The sequence below is a fragment of the Streptomyces sp. NPDC107575 genome (genome assembly GCF_055657265.1).
Window position 1 is genome coordinate 411,639 of the sequence record NZ_JBVKBG010000002.1, and the last position, 19,102, is coordinate 430,740.

Genomic DNA, 19,102 nt, shown 5'->3' on the forward strand with positions numbered 1-19,102 from the left:
GTTGCCGTGGGGCATCTCAGCACGGATCAAGGCGCCCGGCCAAGGGGGTGGGTGAAAGATTTCACAAAGGGATGGGGTTCCCAAGCGCCCCCAAGATCGCTAAGGGGACGCCCAGGGGGTACGCCTGGGATTGATGAGGCGTCAGCTCATCCGCAGGGCCAGGAAGAAGTCCAACTTGTCCTCCAGGCGCGACAGATCACGACCCGTCAGCTGCTCGATGCGGCCCACGCGGTACCGCAGCGTGTTCACGTGCAGGTGCAGCCGGGACGCGCAGCGGGTCCACGAGCCGTCGCAGTCGAGGAACGCCTCGAGGGTCGCGATCAGCTCGGCGCGGTGCTTGTGGTCGTAGTCACGAAGGGGGTCCAGGAGGCGGGCCGTGAACGCGCGGCGCACGTCGTCGGGGACGAACGGCAGCAGCAGGACGTGCGAGGCCAGCTCCTGGTGGCCCGCCGCGCAGACCACGCCCGTGCGGGCGGCGGCGACCCGCCGTGCGTGCCGCGCCTCCTCCAGGGCGCCGCGCAGCCCCTCCGCGGAGTGCACCGCGGCGCTCACGCCGATCGCCAGGCGCCCGTCGTCGCCGAGCCCGGCCGCGAGGGGCTCGCGCACCGCGGTCAGCAGGGTGTCCGCGAGCAGTCCCTGCTCCGAGCCGTCGTGCTCCGCCGCCACGGCGGGCAGCGGGACCAGGGCGATCGCCTCGTCGCCGCTGTGCGCCACGGCGATCCGGTCGGACGGCTCGGCGGCGTCGGGGCGCGCCCCCGCGTCCGGGGCGAGGAGGATCTCCTCCAGGAGCGACTGGGCCACGGCCCCGCCCTCGGCCTTCTCGCCCTGCTGGTCCGTCCACTCCACGCGGGCCACGACGACCTGCCAGTGCGGCGCCGCGCCGAGCCCCGGCAGCAGTACGGGCGCCGCGACGCGCAGGCGCGCCGCGATCTCCGCGGGGGCCGCGCCCGCCTGCACCAGCTCGAGGACCTCCTGCGCGAGCCTGCGCCGCACCGTGCGCGCCGCGTCCCGCCGCTCGCGCTCCACCGAGATCAGCTGCGTGACGCCCTGGAGCAGGTCGAGCCGCTCCTCCGGCCAGTCGCCCGCGTCCGCCTCGACGGCCAGCAGCCAGTCCGAGAGGACGCTCGCGCGCTGGTCCACGGGGGTGACGGCCGGCGTGTCCTTCGGCGCCGAGCCGATCGGGAACAGCGAGTACGTGACCCCGTCCACCGTCACCCGGTGCGGGCTGCGCCGCCCCGTGCGCAGGGCCGACAGGTGCTCGGCCGCGAGCCGGGTGCGGATCTGCGGCGGCAGCTCGGGCCCCGCCGCGGCCGATCCCGCGATCGCGCGACCGGTCGGGGAGAGCACCCACGCCCGCAGGTCCAGATCGCTGCCGAGCAGGTCGAGGACCACGTCCGGGCCGCCGCCCGCCGGCCCCGAGGTCATCAGGCGCCGGTGCCGGTCGACGACCGCCGCGAGGTCCCCGGCGCGCTCGCCGGACACCTGCCGTACGACGTGCTCGGTGATCGTCCCGAACGCCACCGACTGGGCCACCGAGAACAGCGGGACGCGGTGCCGGGCGCAGGCCTCGACGAAGTCCTCGGGGACGTAGCCGAACTCGGCGGTGCCCGCGGCGACGGCCGCGACGCCCGCCGCGGCCATCAGCCGGGCGAAGGGCTCCGAGTCGGCGGGCTCCCGGTGCCAGGCCAGGCCCGTGAGGACCAGCTCACCGCCGGACAGGTAGCGGCTGGGGTCCCGCAGGTCCGTCGTCATCACGCCGCGGACGGTGCGGTCGAGCTCCTCCTCGCCGCCGAGGAGCCTGAGGCCCAGCGCGTCCGTGTCCAGCAATGCGCGCAGCCGCATGTCGTCGTCGCCGCCGATCTGTCTCGAAGTCGTACGTGCAGGGAGCCCCACGGACCTGTGGCCGGGGTTTCCTGGGGAAAACGGTGAGGTTACTGATGTCGCCCGTTCATACGAATCTACAAGACACCCCCGCGGGCCAGCCAACGCGTTCATGTTTTCCGTGACTGACACTGCCGGAGCAGCAAGCGGTGTACTGGGCTCACTCCGCGTGAACAGCACATGAACGAGCCCCTGTGATCCGCACGTCCCGTGGCTCGAACGCATCGCATCGGACCCCGTACGACACGACGCACGAACCACGCACGATCCCTGCCCGATCCACGAACCTCACGGAGAAGAGAGCCGTTATGGACTTCCTTCGCCCCGGCAGCTGGGAGGAGGCGCTCGCCGCGAAGGCCGAGCACCCCACAGCCGTGCCGATCGCAGGCGGCACCGATGTCATGGTCGAGATCAACTTCGACCACCGCCGCCCCGAGTACCTGCTCGACCTCAACCGCATCGGTGAGCTGAGCGAGTGGGAGGTGGGCCAGGGGCAGAACGACACCGTCCGGCTCGGCGCCTCCGTCCCGTACACCAAGATCATGGAGCATCTGCGCGGCGAGCTGCCGGGCCTCGCGCTCGCCTCGCACACCGTCGCATCGCCGCAGATCCGCAACCGCGGCGGTGTCGGCGGCAACCTCGGCACCGCTTCCCCGGCCGGCGACGCCCACCCGGCGCTGCTCGCCTCCGGCGCCGAGGTCGAGGTGGAGTCGGTCCGCGGCTCCCGGCGCATCCCGATCGACGAGTTCTACACGGGGGTCAAGCGCAACGCCCTCGCCGAGGACGAGCTGATCCGCGCCGTGCACATCAAGAAGGCCGCGGGGCCGCAGCAGTTCTCCAAGGTCGGCACGCGCAACGCGATGGTCATCGCGGTGTGCGCCTTCGGCCTCGCCCTGCACCCGGAGACCCGCACCGTGCGCACCGGCATCGGCTCGGCGGCGCCCACCCCGGTCCGCGCCAAGGAGGCCGAGGAGTTCCTCGCCGCCGCGCTCGAAGAGGGCGGGTTCTGGGACAACGGCAAGATCATCACCCCGTCGGTCGCCAAGCAGTTCGCCACGCTGGCCTCCGGCGCCTGCAACCCGATCGACGACGTGCGGGGCACCGCCTCGTACCGCCGGCACGCGGTCGGCGTCATGGCGCGCCGCACGCTGACCTGGGCCTGGGAGTCGTACCGCGGCTCGGCCACTCGCACGGAGGGAGCCGCGTAATGCGCGTCAATTTCACGGTCAACGGCCGCAAGCAGGAAGCCGACGACGTCTGGGAGGGCGAGTCCCTTCTGTACGTCCTGCGCGAGCGGATGGGGCTTCCGGGTTCGAAGAACGCGTGCGAGCAGGGCGAGTGCGGATCCTGCACCGTCCGGCTCGACGGGGTGCCGGTGTGTTCGTGTCTGGTGGCCGCGGGACAGGTCGAGGGCCGCGAGGTCGTCACCGTCGAGGGGCTCGCCGACCACGCCAAGGCCCGCTCCTGCGGCTCCCACGAGGGCGGCACGACGCTCCAGGACGCACAGGGCTGGTCCGCGAAGGGCACCGACTCGCAGACCGGCGAGGGCGGCGAACTCGCCCCCATCCAGCAGGCGTTCATCGACGCGGGCGCCGTCCAGTGCGGTTTCTGCACGCCGGGCCTGCTCGTCGCGGCCGACGAGATGCTGGAGCAGAACCCGAACCCGTCCGACGCGGACATCCGCGAGGCGCTGTCGGGCAACCTCTGCCGCTGCACCGGCTACGAGAAGATCATGGATGCGGTCCGGCTCGCCGCGGCGCGCCAGACCCAGCCCGAGGGAGTCTGAGCAGCATGGGTACGACAGGAATCCCCGGCAAGGTCACCCAGGGATCGCAGACCAAGGGCGGCATCGGCGAGTCCACGCTCCGCCCGGACGGCACCCTCAAGGTCACCGGCGAGTTCGCGTACTCGTCCGACATGTGGCACGAGGACATGCTGTGGGGCCACATCCTGCGCTCCACCACGGCGCACGCCGAGATCGTGTCCATCGACACGGGTGAGGCGCTGGCAACTCCCGGTGTCTACGCGGTACTTACGTACGACGACCTCCCCGCCGCGATGAAGAACTACGGCCTGGAGATCAAGGACACCCCGGTCCTCGCGCACGGCAAGGTCCGCCACCACGGCGAGCCGGTCGCCTGCATCGCGGCCGACCACCCGGAGACCGCGCGGCGCGCGGCCGCCAAGATCAAGGTGGAGTACCGCGAGCTGCCCGTCATCACCGACGAGGCCTCCGCGACCGCGCCCGACGCCGTCCTGGTCCACGAGAACCGCGACGACCACCACATCGGCCACGTCCCGCACCCGAACATCGTGCACCGCCAGCCGATCATCCGCGGCAACGCCGACGAGGCCGCCAAGAAGGCCGACTTCATCGTCTCCGGCGAGTACACCTTCGGCATGCAGGACCAGGCCTTCCTCGGCCCCGAGTCCGGCCTCGCCGTGCCGGCCGAGGACGGCGGCGTCGACCTCTACGTCGCCACCCAGTGGCTGCACTCGGACCTCGGCCAGATCGCCCCCGTCCTCGGCCTGCCCGAGGACAAGGTGCGGATGACGCTCTCCGGCGTCGGCGGCGCCTTCGGCGGTCGCGAGGACCTGTCGATGCAGATCCACGCGTGCCTGCTCGCGCTGCGCACCGGCAAGCCCGTCAAGATCGTCTACAACCGCTTCGAGTCCTTCTTCGGACACGTCCACCGCCACCCCGCGAAGCTGTACTACGAGCACGGGGCGACCAAGGACGGCAAGCTCACGCACATGAAGTGCCGCATCGTCCTCGACGGCGGCGCCTACGCCTCGGCCTCCCCGGCCGTCGTCGGCAACGCGTCCTCCCTCGCGGTGGGCCCGTACGTCCTCGACGACGTCGACATCGAGGCCATCGCGCTCTACTCCAACAACCCGCCCTGCGGTGCCATGCGCGGCTTCGGCGCGGTCCAGGCGTGCTTCGCGTACGAGGCGCAGATGGACAAGCTGGCCGACAAGGTGGGCATCGACCGGGTCGAGTTCCGGCAGCTCAACGCCATGGAGCAGGGCACGATCATGCCGACGGGCCAGCCCGTCGACTCGCCCGCCCCGGTCGCCGAACTGCTGCGCCGCGTCAAGGCGATGCCGCTGCCGCCCGAGCGCCAGTGGGAGTCCAGCGAGGGCGCCGACGTGCGCCAGCTGCCCGGCGGCCTGTCCAACACCTCGCACGGCGAGGGCGTCGTCCGCGGCATCGGCTACGCCGTCGGCATCAAGAACGTCGGCTTCAGCGAAGGCTTCGACGACTACTCGACCGCCCGTGTGCGCATGGAGGTTGTGGGCGGCGAACCCGTCGCCACCGTGCACACCGCGATGGCCGAGGTCGGCCAGGGCGGCGTCACCGTGCACGCGCAGATCGCGCGCACCGAGCTGGGCGTCACGCAGGTGACCATCCACCCGGCCAACACGCAGGTCGGCTCGGCCGGTTCGACCTCCGCGTCCCGCCAGACGTACGTCACCGGCGGCGCCGTCAAGAACGCCTGCGAGCTCGTCCGCGAGAAGGTCCTCGACCTCGGCCGCCGCAAGCTGGGCACCTACCACCCGGCGTGGGCGACCGCCGAACTCCTCCTGGAGGGCGGCAAGGTCGTCACCGACGGCGGCGAGGTCCTGGCCGACCTCGTCGATGTCCTGGAGGGCGAGTCCGTCGAGGTCGAGGAGGAGTGGCGGCACCGCCCCACCGAGGCCTTCGACCTGCGCACCGGGCAGGGCAACGGGCACGTGCAGTACTCCTTCGCCGCGCACCGCGCCGTCGTCGAGGTGGACACAGAGCTGGGACTCGTCAAGGTCGTCGAGCTGGCCTGCGCCCAGGACGTCGGCAAGGCGCTCAACCCGCTGTCCGTGATCGGCCAGATCCAGGGCGGCACCACGCAGGGCCTCGGCGTCGCCGTGATGGAAGAGATCGTCGTCGACCCGAAGACCGCCAAGGTCAGGAACCCGTCCTTCACGGACTACCTGATCCCCACGATTCTCGACACGCCGACCATCCCGGTCGACGTGCTCGAACTCGCCGACGACCACGCCCCGTACGGGCTGCGCGGCATCGGCGAGGCACCGACCCTGTCGTCGACCCCGGCCGTCCTCGCGGCGATCCGGAACGCGACGGGCCTGGAGCTCGACCGGACCCCGGTCCGGCCCGAGCACCTGACGGGAACGGCTTCGGCCTAGCCCGCCTCCCCGCGGGGTGGCGGCGATCGTCGCCACCCCGCAGTACCTCTGCGTCTCGGGCCGTCCCCCGGGTCGTGCAGCCATCCCAAAACCCGTGTGCCGTACGGCAGTTCGCGGGAGCCCCTATGAACCTTGGGAATCGAGGCACCATGACCCAGCAGTCCGTGGAGCCGAAGACCACCGCCGACGACGCGGGCGCGGGCTCGCGCCAGCCCGCCGGCAGGTCTTGGCTCGACCGCTACTTCCACATATCCGACAGAGGATCGACGTTCGCGCGCGAGGTGCGCGGCGGCATCACCACCTTCATGGCGATGTGTTACATCCTCCTGCTCAACCCGCTGCTGCTCGGCGGCCCCGACGCCGCGGGCAACAAGCTCAGCCACGCCGGACTCATCACGGCGACCGCGCTCGCCGCCGCCGTCTGCACCCTCCTGATGGGCTTCCTCGGCAAGGTGCCGCTGGCGCTCGCCGCGGGCCTGTCCGTCTCCGGCGTGCTCGCCACCCAGGTGGCGCCCAACATGACGTGGCCGCAGGCCATGGGCATGTGCGTGATGTACGGCGTCGTGATCGTGCTGCTTGTCGTCACCGGCCTGCGCGAGATCATCATGAACGCGATCCCGCTCGCCCTGAAGCACGGCATCACCATCGGCATCGGCATGTTCATCGCCCTGATCGGCCTGGTCAACGCCGGGTTCGTCGGCAAGGGCGCCCCGGTGACGCTGGGCACCGGCGGTCAGCTCAAGGGCTGGCCCGTACTGCTCTTCGCGGTCACCCTGCTCCTGATCTTCATGCTCCAGGCCCGGAACATCCCCGGCGCGATCCTCATCGGCATCGTCGTCGGCACGATCCTCGCCGTCATCGTCAACGCGGTCTTCGACCTCAGCCCGAAGGTCTGGGGCGGCAGCCCGCCCGAGCTGACCGGCAGCGCCGTCTCCATGCCCGACTTCTCGCTCTTCGGCCATGTCGAGTTCGGCGGCTGGGACTCCATCGGCGGCATGACCGTCGGCATGATCGTGTTCACGCTCGTGCTCGCCGGGTTCTTCGACGCGATGGCCACCATCATCGGTGTCGGCACCGAGGCCAAGCTCGCCGACGAGAAGGGCCGCATGCCGGGCCTGTCCAACGCGCTGTTCATCGACGGCGCGGGCGGTGCCATCGGCGGTGTGGCGGGCGCCTCCGGGCAGACCGTCTTCATCGAGTCCGCCACCGGCGTCGGCGAGGGCGCGCGCACCGGCCTCTCGTCCGTCGTCACCGGGTTCCTCTTCGCGCTCGGCCTGTTCTTCACGCCGCTCGCGCAGATCGTGCCAGGACAGGTCGCCGCCGCCGCGCTCGTCGTCATCGGCGCGATGATGATGCAGAACGCCCGGCACGTGGACTGGTCCGACCGGGCCGTGGCCGTGCCGGTGTTCCTGACCGTGGCGCTGATGCCGTTCACGTACTCCATCACCGCGGGCGTCGGCGCCGGCGTGATCGCCTACACGGCGATCAAGGCGGCGCAGGGGAAGTTCCGCGAGATCGGCGCCTTCATGTGGGTGCTGACGCTCGTCTTCCTCGTGTACTTCGGCCTGCACCCGATCGAGAGCTGGATGGGCGTCAAGTAGCCCTCCGGCCGACCGTTCCACGAACCGTTAAGGAGACCGAGACATGCTGGACATCGCCGACGAGCTGCACCGGTGGGTCGAGCAGGGACGCGACTTCGCCGTGGCCACCGTGGTGGCCGTCGGCGGCAGCGCGCCCCGGCAGCCGGGCGCGGCCCTCGCCGTCGACAGCGAGGGCACCGCGATCGGATCGGTCTCCGGCGGGTGCGTGGAGGGCGCGGTGTACGAGCTGTGCGGCCAGGCCCTCGAGGACGGCGAAACGGTCCTCGAACGGTTCGGCTACAGCGACGACGACGCCTTCGCCGTGGGGCTCACCTGCGGCGGGGTCATCGACATCCTCGTCACGCCGGTCCGCGCGTCCGACACGGCCGTACGAGAGGTGCTCGCGCGGGCGCTCGGCGCCGCCGCCACGGGGGAGGCGGCGGCGCTCGCGCGCATCGTGTCGGGCCCGGGGGAGCTGCTGGGGCGGGCGCTGGTCGTCCGCCCCGACGGCTCGTACGAGGGCGGGTTCGGGGCCCATCCCGAGCTCGACCGCACCGTGGCGGGGGAGGCGGCGGCCTTCCTCGACGCGGGACGCACGGGCGCGCTCGAGATCGGTGAGCAGGGCTCGCGGTGCGGGTCGCCGCTCACCGTCCTCGTCGAGTCGTCGGTGCCGGCGCCGCGGATGATCGTGTTCGGCGCGATCGACTTCGCGTCGGCGCTGGTGCGGATGGGCAGGTTCCTCGGCTACCGCGTCACGGTGTGCGACGCGCGGCCGGTGTTCGCGACGGCCGCGCGGTTCCCCGACGCCGACGAGATCGTCGTCGAGTGGCCGCATGAGTACCTGGAGCGGACCGAGGTCGACGGCAGGACCGTGCTGTGCGTCCTCACCCACGACGCCAAGTTCGACGTGCCGCTGCTGCGGCTCGCGCTGCGGCTCCCGGTCGCGTACGTGGGGGCCATGGGCTCGCGGCGCACGCACCTCGACCGGAACGAGCGGCTGCGTGAAGTCGGTGTCACCGAGCTCGAGTTGGCGCGCCTGCGGTCCCCGATCGGGCTCGACCTGGGGGCCCGTACGCCGGAGGAGGTGGCGGTGTCCATCGCCTCCGAGATCGTGGCGGACCGCCGGGGCGGCACGGGGGTGTCCCTGACCGGGGCGCACACGCCGATCCACCACGAGCCGACGGCTTCCCGCCGGATCGACTCGGTGGCCTGAGCCGGCCCGAGGGCGCCCCTCCGGCACCCGGAGGGGCGGGGTCCGGGGCAGCGGCCCCCGGGGTGATGTCAACGCGCGTCGGGTGCGGCGTACTTGACGTTCCGGAGGGCTCGGTCGACTCTCTGTGGGAGCGCTCCCGCAAGCCGACCGTCACCCGCTCGACCGGACCCCAGGAGTCACCGTGCGAAGACCTCTCAGCCGTGCCGCAGCCGCGGCAGCCGCCACCCTCGCCCTCCTGCTCGCCGCCCCGCAGGCCCTCGCCGCCGAGCCGTCGGCGCAGGGCGGGCACGGCACCGGGCTCTACACGCCCGACCCGAACCCGGACGCCGTCCGGCAGATCGCGGGGCTCGTCAAGGCGGGCCAGTACCGCGACGCCGCCCGCATCACCGCGATGATCGCCACCCCGCAGGCCGTCTGGTTCGGTGACCAGAGCCCGGCCGAGGTCGAGAAGCTCACCCGCGACGTCGTCAGGGACGCCGACCGGCGCGCGGACCTCCCCGTGTTCGCGCTCTACAACATCCCCGGCCGCGACTGCTCCAACTACTCCGCGGGCGGCGCCGCCACCACCGCCGAGTACCAGGCGTGGATCGACGCCGTCGCCCGCGGCATCGGCTCCCGCGACGCCATGGTCGTCCTCGAACCCGACGCGCTCGCCCTGCTCCCCGCCGACTGCGGCCAGGACGACGCCCAGGGCACCAAGACCGCAGCGCGCTACACCGAGGTCAACTACGCGGTCGACCACCTGGAGCCGCTGCGCGGCACCCGCGTCTACCTCGACACCGGCCACCCCGGCTGGCACAGCGTCAACTCCATCGTGCCGCGCCTGATCAAGGGCGGCGTCGGGGACGCGGCCGGCTTCTACACCAACGCCTCGAACTACTTCACCGACGACGCCAACTCCTGGTACGGGAAGCTGATCTCGTCCTGCATCGCGTACGTCGAGAAGTCCTCGGGAGACGCCGCCGACTGCCCGAACCAGTCGACCCCGCGCGCCGAGGCGCAGACCTGGATCGACGCCCATGTGCGTGTCCCGGCCTCCCGGATGGCGCACTTCGTCACGGACTCCAGCCGCAACGGCCGGGGCACCTGGACCCCGCCCGCCGGCAAGTACACCGACGCCCAGGACTGGTGCAATCCGCCGGACCGCGGCCTCGGCGCCCGCCCGACCCTGCGCACCGGCGACCCCTTGCAGGACGCCCGCCTGTGGATCAAGACGCCCGGCGAGTCGGACGGCCTGTGCCTGCGCGGCACCGCGGGCCCCGAGGACCCGGAGCGCGGCGCGGTGGACCCGAAGGCGGGCGACTGGTTCCCGCAGCAGGCGCTCGAACTGGTGCGGTACGCCAATCCGCCGCTGCGGGCCGGGAAGTGACGCCCACCCGCTCACAGCCGGTGCGGTGACGTTTCTCCGGGGGCGTCGTCCTCGGTGACCTCGTCCTCGGAGTCGTAGAGCAGCCCGTCCACCGCCCGCCCGAACACCCACCGCCCCGCCGCCGCGACCACCCGGTCCGCGGCGCGGGGCACCCCGCGTACGTGCAGCTCCTCGCGCCACTCGACGCGCGAGCCGCCGTCGCCGAGCGCCCGCACCTCGAACTCGGCCCAGCCGGTGACGACCCGGCCGCGCTTCTCCATCCGGCAGCGGCGCGGCGGCTGCCAGGCGACGATCTCCATGGGGTCGTCGAAGCCCCACCGCCCGACGCCGGTGCGCGCCACGAACACCGTGCCCGCCGCGTCCGGCGGCGGGGTCGTGACCGTGACACGGGTGAGCGGCACGGAGTCCCCGTGCCGCTCCCAGTCGGTCAGCCGCGCCCATGCCTCGGCGGCGCGCAGCGACGTGTCACGGACGATGCTGATATGGGCGGTCATGTCGCGATGGTAGGCACACGTCCGGGTGCGGTGTCCGCCCCGGACGTCGGGCGGCGTGTCGCGCGGGGCCCCAACTCGGAGCCCCGCGCGCGAAGTTGCCGCCCTGCCTGCCGGTCAGGCCGCCTTGTACGCCGCGGCCAGCTTCTTCAGCGCCCCCTTGTAGTCGCCGGTGAGGGCGAGGTGCTCGGCCTCGGCGAACGGCTTGGCCCACGCCGCCGTCACCTTGCCGCCGGCCTTCTGCTGGACCTTGAGCCGCTCCTCGGCCACGCGCGCCTGACCGCCGCTGTCCTTGCCGGCCGCCCTGGTCGTGAGCCCGTAGCCGTACGGGAACTGCGGATCGTACGAGGCGTCGCCGACGTTGATGGGCAGCTGGGCCTCGGACTTCGGCCAGGTCACCGGGAGCCGTCCGGTGAAGGGCCGCTTGCCGTAGAGGACGTCGGCGACGCCGTCGCCCTCCGTGCCGGGCAGCCAGGACGCGACGAGCCCGTCGATGTCACCGAGCCGGTCGCCGATCAGCTGCGGCCGGCCGGAGACCGTGAGCACGACGCACTTCATGGCGCCGCAGACCTTGTCCACGGCCGCCTTGTCGGCGGCGGAGAGCTCCAGGTCGTGGCCGTTGCCGACGTCGCCCACACCCTCCGCGTACGGGGTCTCGCCGACGACGACCACGCCGACGTCGTACCCGGAGGTGGGCGCCGATGCGTCCTTCGAGTAGTCGACCTTCGCGCCGGGGGCGGCCTTCTTCATGGCCTGGAGGATCGTGGTGCCGTCCGTGATCTTCCCCGACTGGCCCTGCCAGGAGACGGTCCAGCCGCCGGCCTGGTTGCCGATGTCGTCGGCGTTGGACCCGGCGACGTACACCTTCTGGGAGCGCTTGAGGGGCAGCACGTTCCCGTCGTTCTTCAGGAGCACCTGCGACTTGGCCGCCGCCTCGCGGGCCACGGCGCGGTGCGCGGCGCCGCCGATCTCGTCGATCCGGCTCGTGTCGGCGTACGGCTTCTCGAAGAGGCCGAGCTTGAACTTCTGCGTGAGGATGCGGGAGACCGCGTCGTCCACGCGCGCCTCGGTGACCCGGCCCGAGGTGGCCTCGGCGAGCAGGGTCTTCTCGAAGTCGGCGTAGGCGTTCGGCACCATGATCATGTCGAGGCCCGCGTTGATCGACGTACGCACGTCGGACGCGTAGTCGCCCGGGATCTGGTCGATGCCCGCGTAGTCGCTGATCACGAAGCCGTCGAAGCCCATCTTCTTCTTCAGCTCACCATTGATCATCGCCGCGTCGGCGTGCATCTTCACGGGGCCCTGGTCGTCGCCGATGATGTCGAGCGAGGAGTACGAGGGCATGACCGTGCCCACCCCGCGCTTCACGGCGTCGCCGAAGGGCGCCAGGTGCACGGCCTCCAGCTCCTGCCGCGTCACCTTCGTGATCCCCTGGTCGATGGTGTACGAGCCGGTGGTCGAGGAGCCGTACTCGGTGCCGCCGTCGCCGACGAAGTGCTTGGCGGTGGCGAGCACCTTGTCGTTCCTGTCCAGGTCGCTGCCGTTCGCGCGGCCCTGGAAGCCCTTGATCATCGTCTCCATGGACTCGACGAGGGCAGGGTCCTCGCCGAAGGACTCGTAGGAGCGGCCCCAGCGTTCGTCGCGGCTCACGCACAGGCAGGGCGCGAAGTCCCACGGGACGCCGGTCGCGCGCACCTCGGACGCGGTCACCGCCCCTGTCTTCTCGGCGAGTTGGGGATCGCGGGTCGCGCCGATGCCGATGTTGTGCGGCATGATCGTGGCGCCGACGACGTTGTTGTGGCCGTGCACCGCGTCCACGCCGTAGATCAGCGGGATCTGGAACCGCGTTGCCTGCGCCCGCAGTTGATAGCCGTCGATCATCTTGGCCCAGGCCCCGGGCGTGTTCGGCGTAGGCACGGAGCCGCCGCCGGAGAGCAGCGAACCCAGGTTGTGGCTCGCGATGTCGCCCGGTGACGTGAGGGCGGCCCGCTCGGCCTGTGTCATCTGGCCGACCTTCTCCTCGAGGGACATCCGCGAGACGAGGTCGGCGACCCGCTTCTTGATCGGGGCCTTGGTGTCGAGGTACGGGAGTCCGTGCGCGTCGATGACGACCTGCGGGGACTCGGCGGGCGGCTTGGCGCCGGTGACGGTCAGCTTCAGCGGGATCGTCTCGGCGGTCTCGGCCTTCGCGGAGTCCTTGCTGGTCGCGACCGAGACGGTCTTGGCCGCGCCGGACGCGGTGCCCGCGGGGAACGTGACCTTGCCGGTGGCCGGGGTGTAGTCCTTGCCCGCGTCGGCGGTGCCGCCCCCGGTGGCGTACTCGATGGTGACGGGGTCCTCGATCGGCACGTTCCCGGTGGTCGTGACGGACAGCTTCACCGCCGCCGAACCGCCCTCCTTCACCGGGTACACGGCCGCGTCCGTCGCCACCTGCGCGCGCAGCGACTGGTCGGCCCTGCCGTACAACTCCACGCCGTCCATGGCGAATTGGCTCTTGGTTCCGGTCGGCAGCGTGACCGCGTAGCCCCACATCTTGTCGAGCCCGAGGACGTGGTCGATGCCGCCGACGGGCTGGTAGTCCGTGCGGTACTCGAACCGCGTGAACGGCAGCTCGACCTGCTTCCAACCGGTGAAGTCGTCGGTGAACGTGGTCGTCCACAGCTCGGACGCCTCGCCGTGCGCGCCGCCGTCCTTGATCTCGAAGTTCTGCTTGCGGCCCGAGGCGTCGCCGTACCACCAGAAGCGGATGCCCTTGTGGGCCGACCAGTCGTGGGCCGGCTTGTCCGCGGCGTAGTCGTGGCTGAAGCCGCCGTAGCCGCTGATGTCGTAGGCGCCTTCGAGGACCTTGGCGCCCTCGGGGGCGTCGGCGCGCTCCTCGAGTTCGAGCTTCGGATGGTCGTCGGTGTCGCCGCCCCAGGTGAAGAGGCCCTCGGCGGGCTGTGTCGCGAAGGGCACCTCGCCCTCGAAGCGGTCGACGGGGGTGGGTGCGGGGTCGTCGGCGGCGGAGGCGGCCGTGGTGCCGGTCAGCGGCAGCAGGCCTGCCGCGAGCGCGGACACGGCGAGTAAGGCCGCGCGTCTGCGGCGGCTTCTGCGGCCCGAGCCGGTGGTGGAGTCGGTGTGACGCAAGTTTCCCTCCGGGTGGTCCCGTTGCGGGTGCTTGTGGTGCGTCGTGCCGTTTCTAAATTCAAGCCTTGAGTTAAAGGGGGAGGGGTGGGGGCGTCAAGGGTTCGGAACGTAAAGGGAGTTGGGGGCGCGGCGCCGCCGGGTTGGCCACTTGTGACCGATTGACAGGCGGGGTCGCGCCCCCGATCGTTTGCTTCGGGGTGTGACACCTGACGGTTGGGGGACCGCGATGAGGTGGCAGGGGGGCGCGTCGTCCGACGACGCGGAGCGGCAGGGAAGCGGCGGGTTCGGGCCGCCTCCGCGGATGCCGGAGATTCCGCCGATGCCTCCGGGACCACCGATGCCTCCTCCGGGCCCGCCGGCCTTCGGTCCCGCGCAGCACGTCGCGTTCGGGCCGCCCGCCCGACCGGCTCCCCGGCCGCCCGCCGGCCCCGCCGATCCGGCGCGAGCCGTCGCCGCGGGACTGCTCAACCTCAGCGGCCTCGGCCTGGGATACGTCCTCGTGCGCAGCCGCCTGCTGGCCCTGCTGTGCGTCGCCGCCACGGCCGCCCTGCTCACCCTCGCGCTGCCCGCCGACCCCGACGGGGTGCCCGGTTGGGCGCTGATCGGGTACGCGGTGCTGCTGCTCGCCGCGGTGGCCGACGGTGCGCGGCGCGGGCTGCGTGCGCCGTCAAGTTCCGTACAGATCAAGCCTGTTGTGGCGATCCTGCTCGGCGTCGTGCTGCTCGCCGTGCCGGCCGGGGGAGCCTTCGCGTACGGCGGTCTGCGCGACGACGCCCGCGAGCAGATGCTGCTCGACCGGCTCGACAGCGCCGACGCCCTCGTCGAGAAGGCCTCCGCCCGCGACTTCGGCGAGGCGCGCGCCGACTACCGCACGGCGCTCGGCCGCTACCGCGACCTGGCCGCCGACCACCCGGACTCCAGGGCCGCCCACCGCGTGCACGACAGCCTCGACGCCTACTACAAGGCGGTCTCCGCGCCGTACGCCGACGGTGAGCACTGCGCCGCCGTCGCACCCCTCGAACACCTGCGGACGGTGCCGGACACCATCGACCGCACCGTCCTCGGCTCCCTCGCGACCTGGCCCGACAAGCCGCTCGCCGCCTCGCTCCTGGAGTGCGGTACGGGAAAGCTCGGCGCCGCCGAGTCCGACGGCCGGGGCGGCGAACTGGGCCAACTCCTGCGCACGTTCCCGGAGTCGGCGCAGGCCCGCGAGGTGGAGCCCGCCGTGCGCGCGGCCGTCGAGCGGCGCGCGGGCGCCCTGAAGGGCGCGGACCCGTGCACCGCCACCCGTGAGCTGCGGCGCATCGGCGACACCGCGAAGCGGCTGCCCGCGCCGGTGCCCGCGCACCTGCGCGGCCGGGTCGGGGCGGCCGTGACGGACGGGACGTACGCCTGCGGCATCGACCAGTTCGAGGACAAGAAGTTCGGCGCCGCGCGCACGTCGCTGACGGACTTCGCGCGCACGTACAAGGGCGACAAGCGGCGGGCCCGCGCCCAGCAGGTCGCCACCGCCGCCGAGATCGCGCAGCTGCGGCCCGCCGCGGGCGACCGGCTGCCGCCGAAGGGTGGGCCGGGCGGCTCCCGCATGGAGATGGTGATCAGCAACGACGGCCCCGACCCGGTCGAGGTCCTCTACACGGGACCGGTCACCGGCCGGATCACCGTCCCCGCCTGCGGATCCTGCAAGACGTATCCGACCGAGGCCGCGGGCCGCGCCAAGGCGTGCAAGGCGAGCGGGAAGAGCTACCCGAAGAGGACGCTGCGGCTGCCCGCGGGCACGTACCACTTCCTGCACAAGCCGGGCGGCCGCGACGCGACGGCGAGCGGGCGCGCGGCGGGCGGCCGGGTCGCGGCCGGATACTCGTACACGCAGTGCAGCTATGTGGTCAGGAGCGAACTGGGCACGGATCTGTAGCCCCGCCGCGGCCCCCGCCACGAGCCTCTTGACCCGGGCTTGACCCCCTTTTGACCTGCGCAAATACCCTTGTACCCCCTGGGTGAGGGGCCCAGGAAAGGGGGCTACACTCACAGGCTCGAAACAAGCTTGCTCGATACAAGCAACTGAAGTGCGAAACCGGGAGGCGGTCGTGGACAAGGGGACGGTCCAGGACCGTGAAGCAGCGGAAGACAGCCCGGCGACGGGCAGCGCGAGCGCCGAGGACGCCGCGGCGGGACTCGGCACGCAGCTGGTGCGGTTCTCGAGACTGCTGACTGCCTACCGGCAGAAGGCCAGGCTCGAGAGCCGGTCCGGCGAGCGGGTCCTGCTGGCCAAGCTGGTGCGCGACGGCGAACGCCGCGCCACCGACCTGGCCGCCGCGACCTTCCTCGACCTGTCGACGGTCAGCCGCCAGGTGCGGGCGATGGTCGACAAGGGACTCGTCGAACGGCGTCCGGACCCGGAGGACCGGCGGGGTGCGCTGCTGCGCGCCACCGCCGCCGGGACGGCCGCGTTCGAGGAGTACCGGCGCCAGCGCGACGCGGGGTTCGCCCGCCTCCTCGAGCCCTGGCCCGAGGAGGACCGCTACCAGCTGATCCGGCTGCTCTCCCGCCTCAATGACGATCTGGAAGAGTTTGAATACGCGCGTCCCGAGTCCGGCCATGTGCCCGGGCCCGGTGGCGAGCAGGGAGCAACGCAAGAATGACTGAGGCCGTGTCCGCGTCCCGCGGAGACACCGCTACCCAAGCCATATCCACCCCCCAACAGACCCCCACGTCCGGCGGCCTGACCCACCGGCAGATCCTGACCATCCTCAGCGGCCTGATGCTGGGGATGTTCCTGGCCGCTCTCGACCAGACCATCGTCTCCACCTCGATCCGCACCATCGCGGACGACCTCGACGGCCTCAGCCAGCAGGCCTGGGCGACGACGGCGTACCTGATCACCTCGACGATCTGCACGCCGCTGTACGGCAAGCTGTCCGACCTGCACGGCCGCAAGCCGTACTTCCTCGCGGCGATCTCGATCTTCATCGTCGGTTCGGCGCTGTGCACCTTCTCGACGTCGATGCCCGAACTCGCCGCGTTCCGCGCGGTGCAGGGCATCGGCGCCGGTGGTCTGATGTCGCTCGCGCTCGCGATCATCGGCGACATCGTGCCGCCGCGCGAACGGGCCCGCTACCAGGGCTACATGCTCGCCACCTTCGCCACGTCCAGCGTCGCGGGACCGCTCATCGGCGGTGCCCTCGCAGGACAGGACAGCATCCTCGGCGTCACCGGCTGGCGCTGGGTGTTCCTGGTGAACGTGCCGATCGCGATCGTCGCGCTGTTCGTCGTCGCCAAGGTGCTCAACATCCCGCACGTCCGCCGCGACCGGAAGATCGACTGGTGGGGCGCCTTCACCATCGCGCTCGGCGTCGTCCCGCTGCTGCTCGTCGCCGAACAGGGCCGCGAGTGGGGCTGGGGCTCGACGGGCTCGATCGTCTGCTACGCCCTCGGCGGCGTCGGCATCGTCTCGTGGATCTTCGTGGAGCGGGCGGTCGGCGACGACGCGCTCATCCCGATGCGACTGTTCCGCAACGCCATCTTCAGCAAGACCAGCTTCCTGTCCGTGCTGATCGGCGCGGGCATGTTCGGTGGCATGCTGATGATCCCGCAGTACCTCCAGATCGTGAAGGGCGCGAGCCCCACCAAGTCCGGTCTCGAGATGCTGCCGCTGATGGCGGGCATGATGATCGCGTCCATCATCTCCGGCCAGATCACCGGGAAGACCGGCCGCTACAAGATCTTCCCGACCCTCGGCACCCTCTTCATGGTGGCGGCGCTGCTGCTCTTCCACTTCAAGGTCGAGTGGGACACCCCGCTGTGGGAGACCATGCTCTACATGGGGCTCTTCGGCCTCGGCCTCGGCTGCTGCATGCAGACGCTGGTGCTCGCGGTGCAGAACGCGGTGCCGCCGCAGGACATGGGTGTGGCGACCGCCTCGTCCACGTTCTTCCGGCAGATGGGCGCCACCGCCGGTACCGCGATCTTCCTCTCGGTGCTCTTCTCGAACGTCGGTGACAAGATCGCCGATGCCTTCAAGTCGGCTTCCCGTACGGCGGACTTCCAGGCCGCGCTGCACGACCCGTCGGTCGTCCACGACCCGGCCAACAAGCCGGTCTTCGACATGCTCAAGGGCTCCGGCGGGGGCGGCAGCGGGGTGCTGAGCGACTCCTCGTTCATCCAGCACCTCGACCCGCGCCTCGCCGAGCCGTTCAAGCAGGGCTTCGCGGACGCCATGCACGTGGTGTTCCTGATCGCGGCGGGCGTCATCGTCCTCGCGTTCCTGATGGTCCTGTGGACCAAGGAGGTCCCGCTGCGCACGATGTCGGGTCTTCAGGCGCGCGAGGCGGCGGAGAAGGGGGAGTCGGAGACGGCTCCGGAACCCGCGCCGACCGGGACGGTGGCCGCTGAACCGGTGGCCGCCGTGCCGACGGACGCCGTTCCGGCGGACGCCTCCGCGGGCATCAGGGGTTACGCCCGCGAACGCGACGGCTCGCCGCTCGTGGGCGCGGTCGTCACCCTGATCGACCTGAGGGGCGGCCAGCTCGGCCGTACGACGACGGGTGCCGACGGCGCGTACCTGCTCCCGGCCCCCGCCGGCGGCACGTACGTCCTGATCGGTTCGGCCGGCTCCCGGCAGCCGCAGGCCAGCACGCTGACGGTCGGCGAGGGCTTCCTCGACTTCGACCTGATGCTGGCCGGGGCGGCGGGCCTGACCGGCACCGTCGTCGAGGCGGCGGGCGAACTCCCGGTGCCGGGTGCGCTGGTGATCGCCACCGACGTGCGCGGCGAGGTGCTCGCCTCCGCGGCCGCGGACGCCACGGGCGCCTTCGCCTTCGGTGACCTGGCCCCCGGCAGCTACACCCTCGCGGTGAGCGCGGACGGCCACCGGCCCACGGCCCTCGCGGTCGAGGTGGTCAGTGGCGGCCCGAACCGCTGCGAGATCCGCCTGGTCCCCGGCGCCCGCGTCCACGGCGTGGTCCGTGACGCGTCCGGTGACCCGCTGAACGACGCCCGCGTCACGCTCCTCGACGCGGCGGGCAACACGGTCGGCACGGCCGTCACGGGCATCGACGGCGTCTACGCCTTCGACGACCTCGACGCCGGCCAGTACACCGTCGTCGCCAGCGGCTACGCCCCGCAGGCCCTCCCGCTGAAGCTCAACGGCAGCGGCAGGAACGACGCGGACGTGGAGCTGAGCCACTGACGCGCTGAACGCAGGCGCGGCGAAGGCCGTGGCCCGACACCTGGTCCTCCCGGGTGTCTGGCCACGGCCTTC

12 protein-coding genes are annotated in these 19,102 nt (G+C 71.9%); 9 read left to right on the plus strand and 3 right to left on the minus strand.

Features of this window, described 5'->3' with window-relative positions; all coding sequences use genetic code 11:
• Positions 1 to 141 precede the first annotated feature (141 nt).
• On the minus strand, positions 142 to 1,842 hold the full coding sequence (locus tag ACZ7L4_RS08555) for a PucR family transcriptional regulator (RefSeq protein ID WP_472100893.1): 1,701 nt from the start codon (positions 1,840 to 1,842) through the stop codon (positions 142 to 144).
• A 347-nt stretch (positions 1,843 to 2,189) separates the two neighbouring features.
• On the opposite strand from ACZ7L4_RS08555, the gene ACZ7L4_RS08560 reads away from it, so the two are divergent.
• The 6 genes from ACZ7L4_RS08560 to ACZ7L4_RS08585 all read left to right on the plus strand — a co-directional run bounded on the left by ACZ7L4_RS08560 (position 2,190) and on the right by ACZ7L4_RS08585 (position 10,225).
• Positions 2,190 to 3,089 carry an FAD binding domain-containing protein gene (locus ACZ7L4_RS08560; protein WP_472100895.1) on the plus strand — a complete coding sequence of 300 codons (900 nt, stop codon included), beginning with the start codon at positions 2,190 to 2,192 and terminating at the stop codon, positions 3,087 to 3,089.
• Complete coding sequence (locus ACZ7L4_RS08565; RefSeq protein ID WP_472100897.1) at positions 3,089 to 3,667, plus strand: (2Fe-2S)-binding protein; 579 nt, start codon at positions 3,089 to 3,091, stop codon at positions 3,665 to 3,667. Before ACZ7L4_RS08560 ends, ACZ7L4_RS08565 begins: the two co-directional genes overlap by 1 nt.
• A 5-nt stretch (positions 3,668 to 3,672) precedes the next feature.
• A complete protein-coding gene (locus ACZ7L4_RS08570; protein ID WP_472100899.1) occupies positions 3,673 to 6,063 on the plus strand; it encodes a xanthine dehydrogenase family protein molybdopterin-binding subunit in 2,391 nt (796 codons plus the stop codon).
• Between the two features lie 149 nt (positions 6,064 to 6,212).
• Positions 6,213 to 7,664 carry an NCS2 family permease gene (locus ACZ7L4_RS08575; RefSeq protein ID WP_472100901.1) on the plus strand — a complete coding sequence of 484 codons (1,452 nt, stop codon included), beginning with the start codon at positions 6,213 to 6,215 and terminating at the stop codon, positions 7,662 to 7,664.
• Positions 7,665 to 7,707: 43 nt separating this feature from the next.
• Positions 7,708 to 8,856, plus strand: coding sequence for an XdhC family protein (locus tag ACZ7L4_RS08580; RefSeq protein WP_472100902.1), 1,149 nt, complete (start codon positions 7,708 to 7,710; stop codon positions 8,854 to 8,856).
• A 181-nt stretch (positions 8,857 to 9,037) separates the two neighbouring features.
• The gene (locus ACZ7L4_RS08585; RefSeq protein ID WP_472100904.1) at positions 9,038 to 10,225 is read left to right on the plus strand and encodes a glycoside hydrolase family 6 protein; all 1,188 of its coding nucleotides are present in this window, start codon (positions 9,038 to 9,040) and stop codon (positions 10,223 to 10,225) included.
• An 11-nt stretch (positions 10,226 to 10,236) separates the two neighbouring features.
• Here the strand turns inward: ACZ7L4_RS08585 and ACZ7L4_RS08590 are convergent, their stop codons facing one another.
• Positions 10,237 to 10,719 (minus strand): SRPBCC family protein, encoded by a 483-nt coding sequence (locus ACZ7L4_RS08590; protein ID WP_472100905.1) that lies wholly within the window; start codon positions 10,717 to 10,719, stop codon positions 10,237 to 10,239.
• A 114-nt stretch (positions 10,720 to 10,833) separates the two neighbouring features.
• On the minus strand, positions 10,834 to 13,842 hold the full coding sequence (locus ACZ7L4_RS08595) for a glycoside hydrolase family 3 N-terminal domain-containing protein (RefSeq protein WP_472100907.1): 3,009 nt from the start codon (positions 13,840 to 13,842) through the stop codon (positions 10,834 to 10,836).
• Positions 13,843 to 14,179: 337 nt separating this feature from the next.
• Between ACZ7L4_RS08595 and ACZ7L4_RS08600 the strand changes: the two genes are divergently transcribed.
• From ACZ7L4_RS08600 to ACZ7L4_RS08610, 3 genes are all read left to right on the plus strand, one after another.
• Positions 14,180 to 15,757, plus strand: a complete 1,578-nt coding sequence (locus ACZ7L4_RS08600) for a hypothetical protein (protein ID WP_472100909.1) — start codon at positions 14,180 to 14,182, stop codon at positions 15,755 to 15,757.
• 172 nt (positions 15,758 to 15,929) lie between these two features.
• Positions 15,930 to 16,484 (plus strand): MarR family winged helix-turn-helix transcriptional regulator, encoded by a 555-nt coding sequence (locus ACZ7L4_RS08605; RefSeq protein ID WP_472100911.1) that lies wholly within the window; start codon positions 15,930 to 15,932, stop codon positions 16,482 to 16,484.
• Positions 16,481 to 19,030, plus strand: a complete 2,550-nt coding sequence (locus tag ACZ7L4_RS08610; protein ID WP_472100913.1) for an MFS transporter — start codon at positions 16,481 to 16,483, stop codon at positions 19,028 to 19,030. Before ACZ7L4_RS08605 ends, ACZ7L4_RS08610 begins: the two co-directional genes overlap by 4 nt.
• The last annotated feature ends 72 nt before the right edge of the window (positions 19,031 to 19,102 follow it).

What these genes read in the sequence shown, in the direction of transcription:
- ACZ7L4_RS08570 (WP_472100899.1), top strand. Translation starts at nt 3,673, where the DNA reads ATGGGTACGACAGGAATCCCCGGCAAGGTCACCCAGGGATCGCAGACC.
- ACZ7L4_RS08600 (WP_472100909.1), top strand. Translation starts at nt 14,180, where the DNA reads ATGCCTCCTCCGGGCCCGCCGGCCTTCGGTCCCGCGCAGCACGTCGCG.
- ACZ7L4_RS08590 (WP_472100905.1), bottom strand. Translation starts at nt 10,719, where the DNA reads ATGACCGCCCATATCAGCATCGTCCGTGACACGTCGCTGCGCGCCGCC.
- ACZ7L4_RS08555 (WP_472100893.1), bottom strand. Translation starts at nt 1,842, where the DNA reads ATGCGGCTGCGCGCATTGCTGGACACGGACGCGCTGGGCCTCAGGCTC.
- ACZ7L4_RS08610 (WP_472100913.1), top strand. Translation starts at nt 16,481, where the DNA reads ATGACTGAGGCCGTGTCCGCGTCCCGCGGAGACACCGCTACCCAAGCC.
- ACZ7L4_RS08575 (WP_472100901.1), top strand. Translation starts at nt 6,213, where the DNA reads ATGACCCAGCAGTCCGTGGAGCCGAAGACCACCGCCGACGACGCGGGC.
- ACZ7L4_RS08580 (WP_472100902.1), top strand. Translation starts at nt 7,708, where the DNA reads ATGCTGGACATCGCCGACGAGCTGCACCGGTGGGTCGAGCAGGGACGC.
- ACZ7L4_RS08565 (WP_472100897.1), top strand. Translation starts at nt 3,089, where the DNA reads ATGCGCGTCAATTTCACGGTCAACGGCCGCAAGCAGGAAGCCGACGAC.
- ACZ7L4_RS08560 (WP_472100895.1), top strand. Translation starts at nt 2,190, where the DNA reads ATGGACTTCCTTCGCCCCGGCAGCTGGGAGGAGGCGCTCGCCGCGAAG.